The sequence below is a fragment of the Paraburkholderia sp. J10-1 genome (assembly GCF_905220165.1).
GTDB lineage: Bacteria > Pseudomonadota > Gammaproteobacteria > Burkholderiales > Burkholderiaceae > Paraburkholderia.
This window is the reverse complement of record NZ_CAJMYW010000008.1, coordinates 337,545-350,920: the sequence shown is the minus strand read 5'-3', so window position 1 is coordinate 350,920 and position 13,376 is coordinate 337,545. Positions and strand designations below refer to the sequence as shown.

General features: G+C 67.9%; 13 protein-coding genes. 4 read left to right on the top strand and 9 right to left on the bottom strand.

Features of this window, described 5'->3' with window-relative positions; translation table 11 throughout:
- Positions 1 to 19: 19 nt before the first annotated feature.
- The 4 genes from U5A65_RS25040 to U5A65_RS25025 all read left to right on the top strand — a co-directional run bounded on the left by U5A65_RS25040 (position 20) and on the right by U5A65_RS25025 (position 3,043).
- On the top strand, positions 20 to 721 hold the full coding sequence (locus tag U5A65_RS25040) for a diacylglycerol kinase (protein ID WP_321947950.1): 702 nt from the start codon (positions 20 to 22) through the stop codon (positions 719 to 721).
- Between the two features lie 195 nt (positions 722 to 916).
- Positions 917 to 1,639: a TetR/AcrR family transcriptional regulator gene (locus U5A65_RS25035; RefSeq protein WP_158757374.1), complete on the top strand. Its 723-nt coding sequence runs from the start codon at positions 917 to 919 to the stop codon at positions 1,637 to 1,639.
- A 13-nt stretch (positions 1,640 to 1,652) separates the two neighbouring features.
- The gene (locus U5A65_RS25030; protein ID WP_321914684.1) at positions 1,653 to 2,237 is read left to right on the top strand and encodes a TIGR00730 family Rossman fold protein; all 585 of its coding nucleotides are present in this window, start codon (positions 1,653 to 1,655) and stop codon (positions 2,235 to 2,237) included.
- A 59-nt stretch (positions 2,238 to 2,296) separates the two neighbouring features.
- Entirely contained in the window at positions 2,297 to 3,043 is a 747-nt protein-coding gene (locus U5A65_RS25025; protein ID WP_321914685.1) for an SDR family oxidoreductase, read from the top strand.
- Positions 3,044 to 3,062: 19 nt separating this feature from the next.
- On the opposite strand, the gene U5A65_RS25020 is transcribed toward U5A65_RS25025, so the two are convergent.
- The 9 genes from U5A65_RS25020 to kdpC form a co-directional block, all read right to left on the bottom strand.
- Positions 3,063 to 3,650: a DUF924 family protein gene (locus U5A65_RS25020; RefSeq protein ID WP_321947948.1), complete on the bottom strand. Its 588-nt coding sequence runs from the start codon at positions 3,648 to 3,650 to the stop codon at positions 3,063 to 3,065.
- Positions 3,650 to 4,384 (bottom strand): alanyl-tRNA editing protein, encoded by a 735-nt coding sequence (locus tag U5A65_RS25015; protein ID WP_321914687.1) that lies wholly within the window; start codon positions 4,382 to 4,384, stop codon positions 3,650 to 3,652. The genes U5A65_RS25020 and U5A65_RS25015 overlap by 1 nt, the downstream gene beginning before the upstream one ends.
- A gap of 159 nt (positions 4,385 to 4,543) precedes the next feature.
- Positions 4,544 to 4,954 carry a group II truncated hemoglobin gene (locus tag U5A65_RS25010; protein ID WP_158757369.1) on the bottom strand — a complete coding sequence of 137 codons (411 nt, stop codon included), beginning with the start codon at positions 4,952 to 4,954 and terminating at the stop codon, positions 4,544 to 4,546.
- Positions 4,955 to 5,051: 97 nt separating this feature from the next.
- Positions 5,052 to 7,580 carry an ABC transporter permease gene (locus tag U5A65_RS25005; protein WP_321947990.1) on the bottom strand — a complete coding sequence of 843 codons (2,529 nt, stop codon included), beginning with the start codon at positions 7,578 to 7,580 and terminating at the stop codon, positions 5,052 to 5,054.
- 170 nt (positions 7,581 to 7,750) lie between these two features.
- Positions 7,751 to 8,365 carry a DUF4126 domain-containing protein gene (locus U5A65_RS25000; protein ID WP_042272294.1) on the bottom strand — a complete coding sequence of 205 codons (615 nt, stop codon included), beginning with the start codon at positions 8,363 to 8,365 and terminating at the stop codon, positions 7,751 to 7,753.
- 210 nt (positions 8,366 to 8,575) lie between these two features.
- A complete protein-coding gene (gene sugE / locus U5A65_RS24995; protein WP_254319094.1) occupies positions 8,576 to 8,896 on the bottom strand; it encodes a quaternary ammonium compound efflux SMR transporter SugE in 321 nt (106 codons plus the stop codon).
- Positions 8,897 to 8,995: 99 nt separating this feature from the next.
- Entirely contained in the window at positions 8,996 to 9,694 is a 699-nt protein-coding gene (kdpE, locus tag U5A65_RS24990; protein ID WP_321914688.1) for a two-component system response regulator KdpE, read from the bottom strand.
- On the bottom strand, positions 9,687 to 12,656 hold the full coding sequence (locus U5A65_RS24985; protein WP_321947946.1) for a sensor histidine kinase KdpD: 2,970 nt from the start codon (positions 12,654 to 12,656) through the stop codon (positions 9,687 to 9,689). Before U5A65_RS24985 ends, kdpE begins: the two co-directional genes overlap by 8 nt.
- 133 nt (positions 12,657 to 12,789) lie before the next feature.
- Complete coding sequence (kdpC, locus tag U5A65_RS24980; protein ID WP_321947944.1) at positions 12,790 to 13,368, bottom strand: potassium-transporting ATPase subunit KdpC; 579 nt, start codon at positions 13,366 to 13,368, stop codon at positions 12,790 to 12,792.
- Between the last annotated feature and the right edge of the window lie 8 nt (positions 13,369 to 13,376).

The window sequence follows — 13,376 nt, the reverse complement described above, 5'->3', positions numbered from 1 at the left end:
GGTACTACCTGGCACCACCATGACGCCCCGTCCTCCGTCACCGCCGCATAGCGCCCAGGGCGCACACAATCCCAATCCGCCAGCCCGCCAGAGTGCGGGCGGCTCGACGCGTGCCGCGCGTACCGCCGAAGCGCTCGATCCGCGCGCGCCGGCTTCTGCCGCTAATCCAGCGGCCGCACCCGGCGTCGAGCCGCAAACCGCATCGGTAAGCGAGCACGCCGCTCCTGTCGCGCCACGCGCAGCCCCACCGGAGCCACCCGAGCCGCCGCACCTCCACGAACCGCTCGGCCCCGACGATCCGCTCGCTCCACTGCCCTTCAATCCGTACAAGGGCAACCGTGGCATTACCCGCGCATGGAAAGCGCTCAAGTACTCGATCAAGGGCTTTCGCGCCGCCATCCGCGAGGAAAGCGCGTTTCGCCAGGAGCTCACGCTCGCGGCCATTCTCGTGCCCATCGGCGTGTTCATTCCGGTCGAGCCGGTCGAGCGTGTGCTGCTGCTCGGCTCGGTGATCCTGGTGCTGATCGTCGAGCTGCTCAATTCGAGCATCGAAAACGCCGTCGACCGCATCGGCCTCGAGCGCAACGAGCTTTCGGGCCGCGCCAAGGACCTGGGCAGCGCGGCCGTCACGCTCGCCTTGCTGCTCTGCGTGCTGACCTGGGGGCTGATCCTCGTACCCCGCTTCGGGCCCCTGCTGCTGCACGGAATCGGCGTACTCTAGTGCCCGAACACCCCCGTGTAGCGGGGCCCCGCCTCTGCCCCACGCTCTTGACAGGCGCAAGCTGTCGGTGCGCGCGGGCCGTCGGTTTATAATCGAACGACAGTCTTATAACGACCAACCACGTCCGGGCCGCGCGCACCGCAATATACAAGCGGGCGCCTCGCGCCCGGCACAGCATTTTCAGGGCCGGACGACATGGATGCCAAACCTCCCCGCCGTACACGTGAACGGATTCTCGAGTTGTCGTTGAAACTGTTCAATGAAATCGGCGAGCCGAACGTCACCACGACGACCATCGCCGAGGAAATGGAGATCAGTCCAGGCAACCTGTACTACCACTTCCGCAACAAAGACGACATCATCAACAGCATCTTCAGCCAGTTCGAGCAGGAGATCGAAAAGCGTCTGCGCTTTCCCGAAGACCATCGCGCCACCATCGACGAGATGTGGGCGTACTTGCAGTACATGGTGGACTTCACGTGGCGCTACCGCTTTCTCTATCGCGACCTGAACGACCTGCTCGCGCGCAACCGCACGCTGGAGATGCATTTCAAGCAGATCATCAGCCACAAGGTGCACTTCGCGAAGCAGTTCTGCGAGCAGCTCGTGGAAGACGGCGACATGGTCGCCACGCCCGCCGAGATCGACGTGATCTCGACCAACATTGGTGTGATCGCCACCTACTGGCTGTCGTACCAGTTCGTGATGAACCCGCGCAAGTACAACGACCAGGAAGCGATTCGCGACGAGTTGCACCAGGTGAGCGTGCAGATCGTCTCGCTGATGGCGCCGTATCTGCGCGGCCGCGCGCGCGAGCTGTTCGACGATCTCGTCTCGGGCAAGCTCCCGAAGCGCGAGTTCTACGACTACCTGCCGCCGCGCGAAGGCGCGGGCGCCGCCAAGGACAACCGCGAATAAAGGCCAAAGCCGAATGAAAGCAGTCTGCGTGTATTGCGGCTCCTCACCCGGAGCCAACCCGATTTATACCGAAGCCGCCCAGGCCTTTGGCCGCGCGCTCGTCGCCGCGAACCTCGCGCTCGTCTATGGCGGCGGCAAGGTCGGATTGATGGGCGTGATCGCCGACACCGTGATGGCGGGCGGCGGCCGCGCCATTGGCGTGATTCCCGAGCTGCTGGTGGACAAGGAAGTGGGCCACGCGGGCCTCACCGAGCTGCACGTCGTGCCCGACATGCACCATCGCAAGAAAATGATGGCCGACCTCTCGGACGCGTTCGTCGCGATGCCGGGCGGCGCGGGCACGCTCGAAGAGCTGTTCGAGGTCTACACGTGGGCGCAGCTCGGCTATCACCGCAAGCCGGTGGGCGTGCTGAACATCGGCGGCTTTTACGATCCGCTGATGTCGCTGCTCGACCACACGGTGCGCGAAGGCTTCATGCGCCAGACCTACCGCGACATGCTGCAAACCGATAGCGACCCCGCGGCGCTGATCGCCAAGCTTCAGCGCTACCACGCGCCCGAGAAGGACAAGTGGGCGGACTTGCGCGAGAACGTTTGATCTAGCCGCACGCTTCTGTTCCCTCGACAAACCGCAGTCACTACGATGAGTCCGTCGCAATGAGCAAGGTTGTCCTGATCACTGGCGCAAGCCGCGGCATTGGCCGCGCGACGGCGCGTCTGCTTGGCGCGCACGGCTGGACCGTGGGCGTCAACTATCTGCACAACGAACCGGCCGCCGACGAAACCGCCGCCGAAGTGGGCCGCGCAGGCGGCCACGCGCGCGTGCTGCGCGGCGACGTGGCGAACGAGGCGGACGTCATCGCGATGTTCGACGCGCTCGAATCGGCCTACGGCCGTATCGATGCGCTCGTGAACAACGCAGGCATCGTGGCGCCGGGCAGCCAGGTCGCCGACATGAGCGCCGAGCGCCTGAAGCGCATGTTCGACGTGAACGTGTATGGCGCGTTTCTGTGCGCACGTGAAGCGGCGCGGCGCATGTCGAAGGATCGCGGCGGCGACGGCGGCGCGATCGTCAACGTTTCTTCTGCTGCCGCGCGGCTGGGCTCGCCCAATGAATATGTCGACTATGCGTCGTCGAAGGGCGCGGTCGACACGATGACAATTGGACTGGCCAAGGAACTCGGCCCGCAAGGCGTGCGCGTGAACGCCGTGCGCCCGGGCCTCATCGACACCGAGATCCACGCGAGCGGCGGTCGCCCGGATCGCGCCGCCGTGCTCGGCGCGCAAACGCCGCTCGGCCGGCCCGGAAGCGCCGACGAAGTCGCGCAAACGATCGTGTGGTTGCTGAGCGACGCTGCGTCTTACGTCACGGGCGCCCTGCTCGACGTGAGCGGCGGGCGCTGAAGCCGAGCGCCGGACTCAGCTAGAACGACGAACCGCGCTCGCGCAGGAACGCGGTCTCTTCGTCGGTGGACACGCGGCCCAGTTGCGCATTGCGATGGGGAAAGCGCCCAAAGCGCTCGATGACGTTCGCGTGGCGCACTGCGTAATCGTAGTAGCCCTGCCCTTCTGGATCTTTCGCCAGCTCGCCGAAAAGCCGCAGCGATTCGCGCTGCGCTTCGGCGCTTTCGGCATGCTCGAACGGCAGATAGGCGAACGAGCGGTGCTGCAGCGTGGGCAGGCGCAGATCCGCGCCGCTCTCCACCATCGCACGCGCAATGCCGAGCGCCTTGTCGTCCGCGGAGAACGCGTGCGGCGTGCCGCGATGGCAGTTGCGCGAAAACTGGTCGAGCACGATCACGAGCGCGAGCGCGCCTTCGGGTGTTTCGCACCATGCGTCGAGTTCGCCCGCGCAGGCGGCGTCGAGCAGCGCGCCGAAGCGTTCGCGCAGCTTCGCGTCGAACGCCGCATTCTTGCGGAACCACATCTTCCGCTCGCGGCCGAACGCCTCCGAACCCGGGGCGCCGAACCAGAAGTCGAGCACCTCGCGCGCTCGCGCGTCGAGATGCATTACGCCAGTTCCAGCACGAGACGCCGCGTACGCGCGCTCTTCTTTTCGAGCTTCGCCACACGCAGCGCGCCGATCTCCTGCGTGTTGCGCACGTGTGTGCCGCCGCAAGGCTGCAAGTCCACGCTCTCGATGCGCAAGAGCCGCACACGGCCCAAGCCCATCGGCGGCTTCACGCTCATCGTGCGCACGAGTTCGGGGCGTTGCGCCATCTCTTCGTCGGTGATCCATTCGGTCGCCACCGCATGCGCGCCCGACACGAGTTCGGCAAGCCGCGCCTCCACCATGTCGCGCTCGATCGGCTCGACCGTGGCGAAATCGAGGCGCGCATAGTCGGTCGTGATGCTGCAGCCGTCCACGGGGTACGGCAGCACCGCGCACATCAGATGGCTCGCCGTATGCAGGCGCATGTGCCGGTGGCGGCGCGCCCAGTCGATCTCGGCGCGCACGCGCTCTCCGGCGGCGAGGCGCGCGAGCAGCGCTTCCTGGCCGGGCGCGGGAACGTGCAGCGCGTCGTCGGGCGTCGCGCCTTCGAACTTCGCCTTGCGGGTGTCGGCAATCTCGATGCGCGTGCCGTCGGCGAGCACCAGCGCGCCGGCGTCGCCAGCCTGGCCGCCGCCGAGCGGATAGAACACGGTCTGGTCGAGCCGCACGCCGTCCTCGCCAACGGCAAGCACGGTCGCTTCGCACTGCGTGAGATAGGCGTCTTCGCGAAAGAGCGCGCGGGTGGTCGTCATCGTGGGTGTCTCCTTGTTTTGCTGACGGCTGGCCGCGCAAAGGCGGCCGCGATCCAAAGGGGCATTATGGCCGCCTCGTGAAACACCCCGCTGGACGGCCGCGACGCGCCAGCGCCTGACTGTACCGGCCCACGGACCAGCACAATCGGGCGCGGCGAATCAACCCGGGTGATTGCGCATCCAGTCGGCGGTATCGAAGAACGAGTGCAGCAGGCGCTCGCGCAGCGGCTCCGGCAGGCCCACGTCTTCCATCGCCCACGCCATGCAGCGCAGCCACTGATCGCGCTCGGACGAGGCGATCGCGAACGGCAAATGGCGCGCGCGCAAACGCGGATGACCGAAGCGCTCGATGTAATGGTCCGGGCCGCCAAGCCAGCCGCAGAGGAACCAGAACAGCTTGTCGCGCGAACCGTCGAGCGTTTGCGGGTGCATCGCGCGAATGCCCGCAAAGTCGGCCTCGAGGTCCATCAGGTCATAAAAACGGTCGACGAGCTCGCGCACGCGCGCCTCGCCGCCGACGAGTTCGAAGGCCGTGGGTTTCTGCGGCGCTTCGTCGGCTGGATCGGTCATACGGTTGAATCAGAACAAAAAGAGGGACGGCAACACACTGCCGGAAACCAACAATTCTCGCATAGCGGCGCGTGGCGGCGGGTTGTCGCCTCGCGCCTCAGGCGTCGCGCAGCGACTGCAGCGCCGGCCGCGCGAGCACGTGCCGCAGGCTGATCCACCCGCCCACGCCTGCGCACACCACGCCAGCTGCGATGCCGGCCGGGAAGAGCCACGGATCGAACGGGAGATAGAACAGAAACACGTGCGTGGCGAGCACCGAGCCGATCGCCTGCGCGCCGATCGCCGCCAAGAGCCCCGCGAGCGCCCCCACGGAGATGAATTCGGCCACTTGCACCGCGCGCACCTGCTGGTGCGATGCCCCGAGCGCGCGCAGCAGCGCCGACTCGCGCATGCGCTCGTCGCGCGTGCCCGCGAGCGCCGCGTAGAGCACCAGCACGCCGGCGGCGAGCGTAAAGAGAAAGAGGAACTGCACCGCGCCGATCACCTGCTCGAGCACGCGCTCGATCTGCGCGAGAATCGGCGCGATGTCGATCGCGGTGACGTTGGGATAGCGCGCGACGAGACCGTCCACGACCTCGCGCTGCCCAGGCGGCAGGTGAAAGCTCGTGATGTAGGTCGCCGGAAAATCGCGCAACAGCCCGGGCGGCATCAGCACGAAGAAGTTGACCTTGAACGAGCCCCAGTCGAGCTTGCGCACGCTCGTCACGGGCGCCGTGACTTCGAGGCCGGTCACATCGAACTTGAGCACGTCGCCGGGCTTCACGTTGATGAGCTTCGCGAGACCCTGCTCGATCGAAAGCTGCGGTGTGCCCGAATCGCCATACCAGGTGCCCGCCTCGATGCGGTTGTCGTCGGGCAGCTTCGTCGTGTACGAGAGATTGAACTCGCGATCCACCAGGCGGCGCGCATCCTCGCTCTTGTACGAGTCGGGATTCACCGGCTTGCCGTTGATCGAGATGAGACGCCCGCGCACCATCGGCTGGAGATCGCTGTCGTTGGCCCCGGCAATGCCATGCGTGCGCAGCCAGGCCGCCACGGCGTCGCGCTGGTCGGGCTGGATGTCGATGAGGAACTCGTTGGGTGCGTCCGGCGGCGTGGACTTGCGCCAGCCATCGACGAGGTCGTTGCGCGTCATCGCGATCAGCAACAGGCACATGAGGCCGATGGCGAGCGCCGTGATCTGCAGCGCGCTTGCGCCCGGCCGCCGTTCGAGCGACGCGAGCGCATAGCGCCAGCCCACGCCCGCGCGCGCCTGGCCGGACAGTCGCCCGCTGCGCGCCACGCGCGCCGCACACCAGAGCGCCGCGCGCGCCACGCAGGCGAACACGAGCAGTCCGATCGCGAAGCCGCCCGCGACGATGCCGCCCAGCTTCAACTCCCCCGCCGCGATCACGAGCAGCCCCGCAAAGAGCGCAATGCCGACGCCATACGCCGCCCATGCGGCGCGCCCTTCGTCGCCCCACTCGCGGCGCAGCACGCGCACCGGCGGCACGCGCGTGAGCGGCAAGAGCGGCGGCAGCGCGAAGCCGAGCAGCAACACGAGGCCCGCGGCGATGCCTTCGAGCACGGGCAGCGGCCCGGGCTGCGGCAGCACGACATCGATGAGATTGCCGAGCCACGCCAGCAGCGCGAGATGGCCCGCGTAGCCGAGCGCGACGCCTGCCGCACCGCCCGCGAGCCCGAGCCCCGCGAACTCCAGCACGAAGAGCGTGCGCAGCGTGCGTTGACTCGCGCCGAGGCAGCGCATCGCGGCGCACGCGTCGAGATGGCGGCGCGTGTAGCGATGCGCGGCCATCGCGATCGCCACGGCCGCGAGCAGCGCCGTGAGCAACGAAACGAGCGTGAGGAAGTGGCGCGCGCGGTCGAGCGTCTCGCGCACCTGCGGCTGGCCGTCCTGGAGCGATTCGAGCGCGACGCCGCGCATCTTCCCGCCATCCACGCGTGCGCGCGACCAGGACGCGAACTGCGCGACGGCCGGATCGGCGCCCGCCACGAGCAGGCGATAGGTCACGCGGCTGCCATAGCCGAGCAGCCCCGTCGACGCGACTTCGTCCGCGCGCATCATGAGGCGCGGCGAGAAGTTCACGAAGGAAAAGCCACGGTCGAGTTCTTTGGTAATGAGCGCGTTCACGGTGAAAGTGCGCGTGCCGACCTTCACCGTGTCGCCAATATGCAGCTTGAGCGCTTCGAGCAGTTCGTCGTCCACCCAGACGGTGCCGGGTGGCGGAATGCCCTGCGCCGCATGATCGGGCGCGCCCGGCGCCGCGGCGATGCGCAGCGCACCGCGCAGCGGATAGTCCGCCGACACGGCTTTGATGGCGGCAAGGCGCGTGGCCGTTGCGCCAGGAGCGGCGGAAGCGCCGGCCCACGAACCCACCATGCTCGGAAAGATCGCCGTGGTCGCCGTGCGCAGCGAGAGCGACTGCGCCTCGCGCGCAAACATCGGATCGACGGGGTGATCGGCGCGCACGATGAAATCGGCGGCGATCATGCGCCGGGCGTCGCGTTCGAGACCGCGCTGCAGGCGGTCAGCGAGAAAGCCGACGCTTGCGAGCGCCGCCACGGCAAGCACGAGCGCGAGCAGCAGCATGGTCAGTTCGCCCGCGCGCCAATCGCGTGCCGTCATGCGCGCGGCAAGATGCACGAGATCGGACCAGCTTGGGGTCGTACGCACGGCCACGGGCCCACGACCGCCCTGGCCACCGCCGGTTGCGCCCGGCGGATCAGCCTGCACAAAGCCCGGGCCGCCTTCGCTGCGCGGCGGCTTTGCGTTAGAAGAAGAAGGCGCGCCGCCGCTCAATCGTGACGACCCCGCAACGAAAGACGCGAAACCATGTGCGTCGCCATGCCGCGAAAACCGCCTTGCACGCCGCGCCACAGGCGCGGCAGCGCCCATGCCGCGAGCACGAGAAAGGCCACGAGCATGACGAGGAAGAGCAGCGGCACGAAGAACGCGAGCAGCACGCCTACGAAGGTCATGCCGTCCTCGGCGCTCGACGTGACGACGTTCGACACCGGCTCGGGAGAAAGATTGATGAGCGCGCGCGTGCCCGCCTTGGCGAGATGCGCCGTGCCTGCGAGCGTGCCGCCCGCCAGCGCGGCGACGGTCAACAGTGCCGGATCGGCGTGGCCGAGCGCGCCGGCCGCCAGCACGGCCCCGGCCGGAATGCGGATGAAGGTATGCACCGCGTCCCAGAGCGAGTCGAACGCGGGGATCTTGTCGGCGAGGAATTCGAGCACCGTGAGCGCGGCGGCGATGCCGATCACCCATGGCGAAGCGAGCACGGCAAGCGTGTCGGGGAGGTGAATCAGGCCAAGACGTTGCAGTACGCCGGCCATCAGCACCGTAAGGTAGAGGCGCAGGCCGCTGCCCCAGGACAGGCCCGCTGCTAGCGAAAGTGGTTCCAGCATGGCTGCCTCCTCGCGCGGCGCGGCCGGGGCGCCGGCGCTCCACGCGCGAAACGGGAGAGCAGGCGCTGTGCGCACGCGCTCGCCGCTGATGCGGCGCGGAGTGTTATCGGGTTATGACCGTTCCATTATAGCCACGCTCGCTGCGGTGCCGCAGCGGTGTTGCGCGGCCGCGGCACTCGGTCGGAGCCGCGGTATGCATAGCGAATTGGATCAAGCCGCCGAAGAAAGCTTGAGACCGATGAGGCCAAGCACGATCAGCGCGGCGCTCGCCACACGCGCGGCGCTCACGGCCTCCCCCATCATGACGATGCCGAACACGAACGCGCCGACCGCGCCAATGCCCGTCCACACCGCATAGGCGGTGCCGAGCGGCAATTGACGCATGGCCATGGCGAGCAGCACGAAGCTGCCCAGCGCCGTGACCACGGTGAACACCGACGGCCAGAGCCGCGTGAATCCTTCGGAAGATTTGAGACCGGCGGCCCACGCCACTTCGAGCAGGCCAGCGATGAGAAGAAGAAACCAGGACATGGGGACGCTCCATTCAAAAATGGGGCCGTCCCCGATGACCAAATAAACTGCAAGGCCGTCCTTACAGAAGTGTAATTATAGCACCAGCGCGGTGCAGGCTCACTGCACGCCGACCAGCCGATACCCCACGCCTGTCTCCGTGACGATGTGCTCGGGCTGCGCGGGATCGCGCTCCAATTTCTGCCGCAGATGCGCCATATAGATCCGCAGGTAGTGGCTGCTCTCCACATGCGACGGCCCCCATACCTCGCGCAAAAGCTGCCGGTGCGTCAGCACGCGCCCGGCGTCGCGCACGAGCGTAGCGAGCAGGCGGTACTCGATAGGCGTGAGATGCACGGGCGCGCCTTCGCGCGTCACCTGGCGCAGCGCGAGGTCGACGTTCACCGCGCCGAAGCTCACCTGCGGCGCTTCGTTCGCCCCGCCGCGGTTGCGCCTGCGCAGTTGCGCCCGGATGCGCGCCAGCAACTCGGACACGCCGAACGGCTTGGTCAGGTAGTCGTCGGCGCCAGCGTCGAGTGCGGCCACCTTCTCGCTTTCCTGGGTGCGCGCCGAAAGCACGATGACGGGCAGATCGCTCCAGCCGCGCAGCTCGCGGATCACGTCGAGGCCGTCGGTGTCGGGCAGGCCCAGATCGACGATCACGAGGTCGGGCTTGCGCGTGGCGGCCTCGACGAGGCCCTGCTTGCCGGTCTCGGCGTCGTGCACCACGAAGCCCTCGCCCTCGAGCGTGGCGCGCACGAATCGGCGAATCTGTTTTTCGTCTTCGATCAGAACAACGGCAATGCTCGGGTCACTCATTTGCGGGTTTGGGATCGAAGGTTTTTTCGGGGGCGGCCATCCGTGGGGCGGCCATCCGTGGGACGGCCATCCGTGGGGCCGATTCGCCGCTGACGGGTTCAGTCGCGCTCGCGCGTTGCGCGTCGCCGGACGGCTCAAGCGGCTCCAGCGGATCGAGCGCTTCATGCATCTCCGACGTATCGTTCACATCGGCGGGCAGCGGCGGCGGCGACTCCACGGGCAGCGCAAACCAGAACGTCGCGCCTTCCACATGGCCGTCGGCCGCGACGCGATTAGCCGCGCCGATTGTACCCCCGTGCGCTTCGACGATCGCCCGGCAGATGGCGAGTCCGAGCCCGATGCCGGGCTTGGCCGACTCCTTCTCGCCACGCGTGAACTTCTCGAACACGCGCTCGCCCATGCCGGGCGGCAAACCCGGCCCGTTGTCCTCGATGGCAACGCGCACGAACGGCTGGCCGCCCTCCTCCACGCGGCGCGCCGCGATGGTGAGCGGCGTGTCGGCGGGCGTGTACTTGGCCGCGTTCTCCAGCAGGTTCGAAAAGAGCCGCTCCATCAGCACGGCGTCGAGCTGGAGCAGCGGCAAGCCCTCCTCCAGCTTCACCTGGACCGGGTGCCGCGCAAGCACGCGGCGGCAAGCGGCGAGCGCCGCGCCCACGGTTTCCTCGAGCAACGTCCATTGTCGATTGAGCTTGAGGCTGCCGGCCTGCAGGCGCGCCATGTCGAGCAGGTTCGTGACGATGCCCGTCATGCGCAGCGCCTCGTCGTGAATCGCCTCGATCAACTCGCCCGAGCGGGGGTCTTGCGCCTCCTCGGGCTCATGCGTTTGCGCGAGCATCGACGAGAAGCCGACGATCGCCGTGAGCGGCGTGCGCAGGTCGTGCGAAATGGCCGAGAGCAGCGAGTTGCGCAGGCGCTCCGACTCCATGTTGACGAGCGCGTCGCGCGCGATGTCCACGTAGTGCACGCGCTCGAGCGCGAGCGCGATTTGCGCGGCGAACGCGTCGAGCATGCGCTGCTGCTCGGGCACCTGGAGCTCGCGCGCGTCGCGCGTCACGACCGCGAGCACGCCGCGCGTGCGCATTGGCGCCTTGAGCGGCAAGTAGCGCGCAGCCGTGGCCGGCAGCGTATCGGTGCCGTGGCCTGCTGGCTTTTGCTGGTCGTACACCCACTGGCCCACGTCGATGTCGAGGTTTTCGGCGTCGAGCATGATCTTCGGATCGGGCTCTTCGATCTTCTGCTGCACCTTGTCGGCGCTATCGGGCAACAGCAGCGCCACGCGCGCGCCGAACACCTCGCTCACGTGACGGCTGCCGATCGCCACAATCTGCTCCGTGGTGAGCGCCGCGGCCAGCTCGCGCGCCATCGCGTACATCGCACCCGTGCGCTGCTCGCGCCGCTGCGCGACGCTCGCCTCGCGGCGCAGGCTCGACGTGAGATGGCTGATGACGAGCGAAGTGAGCAGCATGCCGACGAAGGTCAGCAGATATTGCGTGTCCGTCACCGAAAACGACATGCGCGGCGGCACGAAGAAAAAGTCGTACGCCGCGACGCTCGCAAACGAGAGCATGACACCCGGCCCGCGCCCGAGCTTCGTCGCCGCGAAGATCACGCCGAGCAGATACAGCATGACGAGATTCGCGAGGTCGATGCGGTCGATCAGCTGGCTCGCGATGAGCGTCACGCATGCGCAGATCACGAGCGCGGCCGCGTACGCGCGCGGCGGCGAGCGCTCCGCCCCGCCCGCCGCGAGCGCCTCACGCCATGCGTTGGCGGCGCGTGTTGCGGCGCTGACCGCGCCTGCCTCGCTGCCCGGGCGCACCGCGTCGCCCGCACTAGCGCGCACGAGCGTGAGATCGACGTCGCCGGCTTTTTCGGCCAGGCGCTCGCCGAACGGGCGCTTCACCCAGCGCGAAAAGCCCGTGCGCAACGAGCCGCCCGCTACGAGCTTCGACACGTTGCGCAGCCGCGCGTAGCCGACGAGTGTCGTCGCGGCGTCCTCGCCCGCGAGTGTCGCCGTTTCGGCGCCGAGTTCGGAGGCGAGCTTGAGCGCGCCGAGCGTACGCTCACGCGTCGCATCGGGCAGGCGCTGGAGCTTCGGCGTCTCCACATATACGGCGATCCAGTCGGCCTTCAGGCTCGCGGCGAGACGCGCGGCGGCGCGCACCAGCGCGTTCGCCTCGGGCCCCGGCCCCACGCAGACGACCAGCCGCTCGCGCGCCTGCCAGACATGCTGGATCGAGCGGTCGGCGCGATACTCGCGCATCTGCGCGTCCACGCGGTCGGCCGTGCGGCGCAGCGCCAGCTCGCGCAGCGCAATCAGGTTGCCCTTGCGAAAGAAGTTGCGCACCGCGCGCTCGGCCTGCGCCGGCATGTAGACCTTGCCGTCGCGCATGCGGTCGAGCAGTTCTTCGGCAGGCAGGTCGACGAGCGTGACTTCGTCGGCGCGATCGAACACGCGGTCGGGCACGGTCTCCCACACGCGAATGCCGGTGATCTGCCCCACCACGTCGTTGAGGCTTTCGAGGTGCTGCACATTGACGGTCGTGTAGACGTCGATGCCCGCGTCGAGCAGCTCGTACACGTCCTGCCAGCGCTTCATGTGACGCGCGCCGGCCACGTTCGAATGCGCGAGTTCGTCGACGAGCACGAGTTGCGGCTTGCGCTCGAGCGCGGCGTCGAGATCGAATTCTTCGAGCAGACGCCCGCGATAGGCAATGCGCTGACGCGGCATGACGTCGAGGCCGGCGGTGAGCGCGGCGGTCTCGCTGCGGCCATGCGTCTCGACGATGCCGACCACCACATCCACGCCCTCCTCGGCGCGGCGGCGCGCAGCCTGCAGCATTGCATAGGTCTTGCCGACGCCCGCCGACGCGCCGAAAAAAATCTTCAGCTTGCCGCGGCGGCGTTTTTCTTCGTCGCGCTGCAGGCGGTCGAGCAGTTCGTCGGGATCGGGGCGGTTCATGCGGAAGCCGGAATGGAATTCACGTGGATTGCACCTGGGGCACAAAAGATCGTCTCACCGTGGCGCGGAAATGGCAAACCGCACGCCCGACGCGCAAGGCGTCGAGCGTGCGTTGCGGCGTGGCAATGGTCGCTCAGCCAACCTCTTTGCCGTCGAGCGCGAGGTTCAGCTCGAGCACGTTCACGCGCGCCTCGCCGAACAGGCCGAACTGACGGCCCTTCGTGTAGCGGTCCACGAGCGCCTGGACGTCGTTCGCGCTCAGGTGGCGCGCCTGCGCCACGCGCGCCACCTGGTACGCGGCGGCTGCCGGCGAGATCTCCGGGTCGAGGCCGCTGCCCGATGACGTCACGAGGTCGGCGGGTATGGGCTGCGCGACATCGGTGCCCGCTGCCTTCAAGGCGTCGATGCGGCCTTTGATCTCGTCGGCGAGCGCCGGGTTGGTCGGCCCGAGGTTCGAGGCGCCCGAACCCGTCGCGTTGTACGGCATCGGCGAGGTGGCCGAGAGACGGCCCCAGAAGTACTGGGGCGCATCGAACTGCTGGCCGATGAGCGCGCTGCCCACCACCTTGCCGTCGACTTCGACCAGACTGCCGTTAGCCTGACGGTGGAACGCGGCCTGGCCGAATGCGGTCATCACGGCCGGATACACGAGGCCGGTGATGACCGTCAGCACGGCGAAGATCACGATCAGAGGACGAAACTGCGATTTCATTTTGGCTT

Coding starts and splice junctions, on each gene's coding strand:
- kdpC (WP_321947944.1), bottom strand. CDS start 13,368: ATGAAATCGCAGTTTCGTCCTCTGATCGTGATCTTCGCCGTGCTGACG.
- U5A65_RS25010 (WP_158757369.1), bottom strand. CDS start 4,954: ATGACCGATCCAGCCGACGAAGCGCCGCAGAAACCCACGGCCTTCGAA.
- U5A65_RS24985 (WP_321947946.1), bottom strand. CDS start 12,656: ATGAACCGCCCCGATCCCGACGAACTGCTCGACCGCCTGCAGCGCGAC.
- U5A65_RS25030 (WP_321914684.1), top strand. CDS start 1,653: ATGAAAGCAGTCTGCGTGTATTGCGGCTCCTCACCCGGAGCCAACCCG.
- U5A65_RS25040 (WP_321947950.1), top strand. CDS start 20: ATGACGCCCCGTCCTCCGTCACCGCCGCATAGCGCCCAGGGCGCACAC.
- U5A65_RS25005 (WP_321947990.1), bottom strand. CDS start 7,580: ATGACGGCACGCGATTGGCGCGCGGGCGAACTGACCATGCTGCTGCTC.
- sugE (WP_254319094.1), bottom strand. CDS start 8,896: ATGTCCTGGTTTCTTCTTCTCATCGCTGGCCTGCTCGAAGTGGCGTGG.
- U5A65_RS25015 (WP_321914687.1), bottom strand. CDS start 4,384: ATGACGACCACCCGCGCGCTCTTTCGCGAAGACGCCTATCTCACGCAG.
- U5A65_RS25020 (WP_321947948.1), bottom strand. CDS start 3,650: ATGCATCTCGACGCGCGAGCGCGCGAGGTGCTCGACTTCTGGTTCGGC.
- U5A65_RS25025 (WP_321914685.1), top strand. CDS start 2,297: ATGAGCAAGGTTGTCCTGATCACTGGCGCAAGCCGCGGCATTGGCCGC.
- U5A65_RS25035 (WP_158757374.1), top strand. CDS start 917: ATGGATGCCAAACCTCCCCGCCGTACACGTGAACGGATTCTCGAGTTG.
- U5A65_RS25000 (WP_042272294.1), bottom strand. CDS start 8,365: ATGCTGGAACCACTTTCGCTAGCAGCGGGCCTGTCCTGGGGCAGCGGC.
- kdpE (WP_321914688.1), bottom strand. CDS start 9,694: ATGAGTGACCCGAGCATTGCCGTTGTTCTGATCGAAGACGAAAAACAG.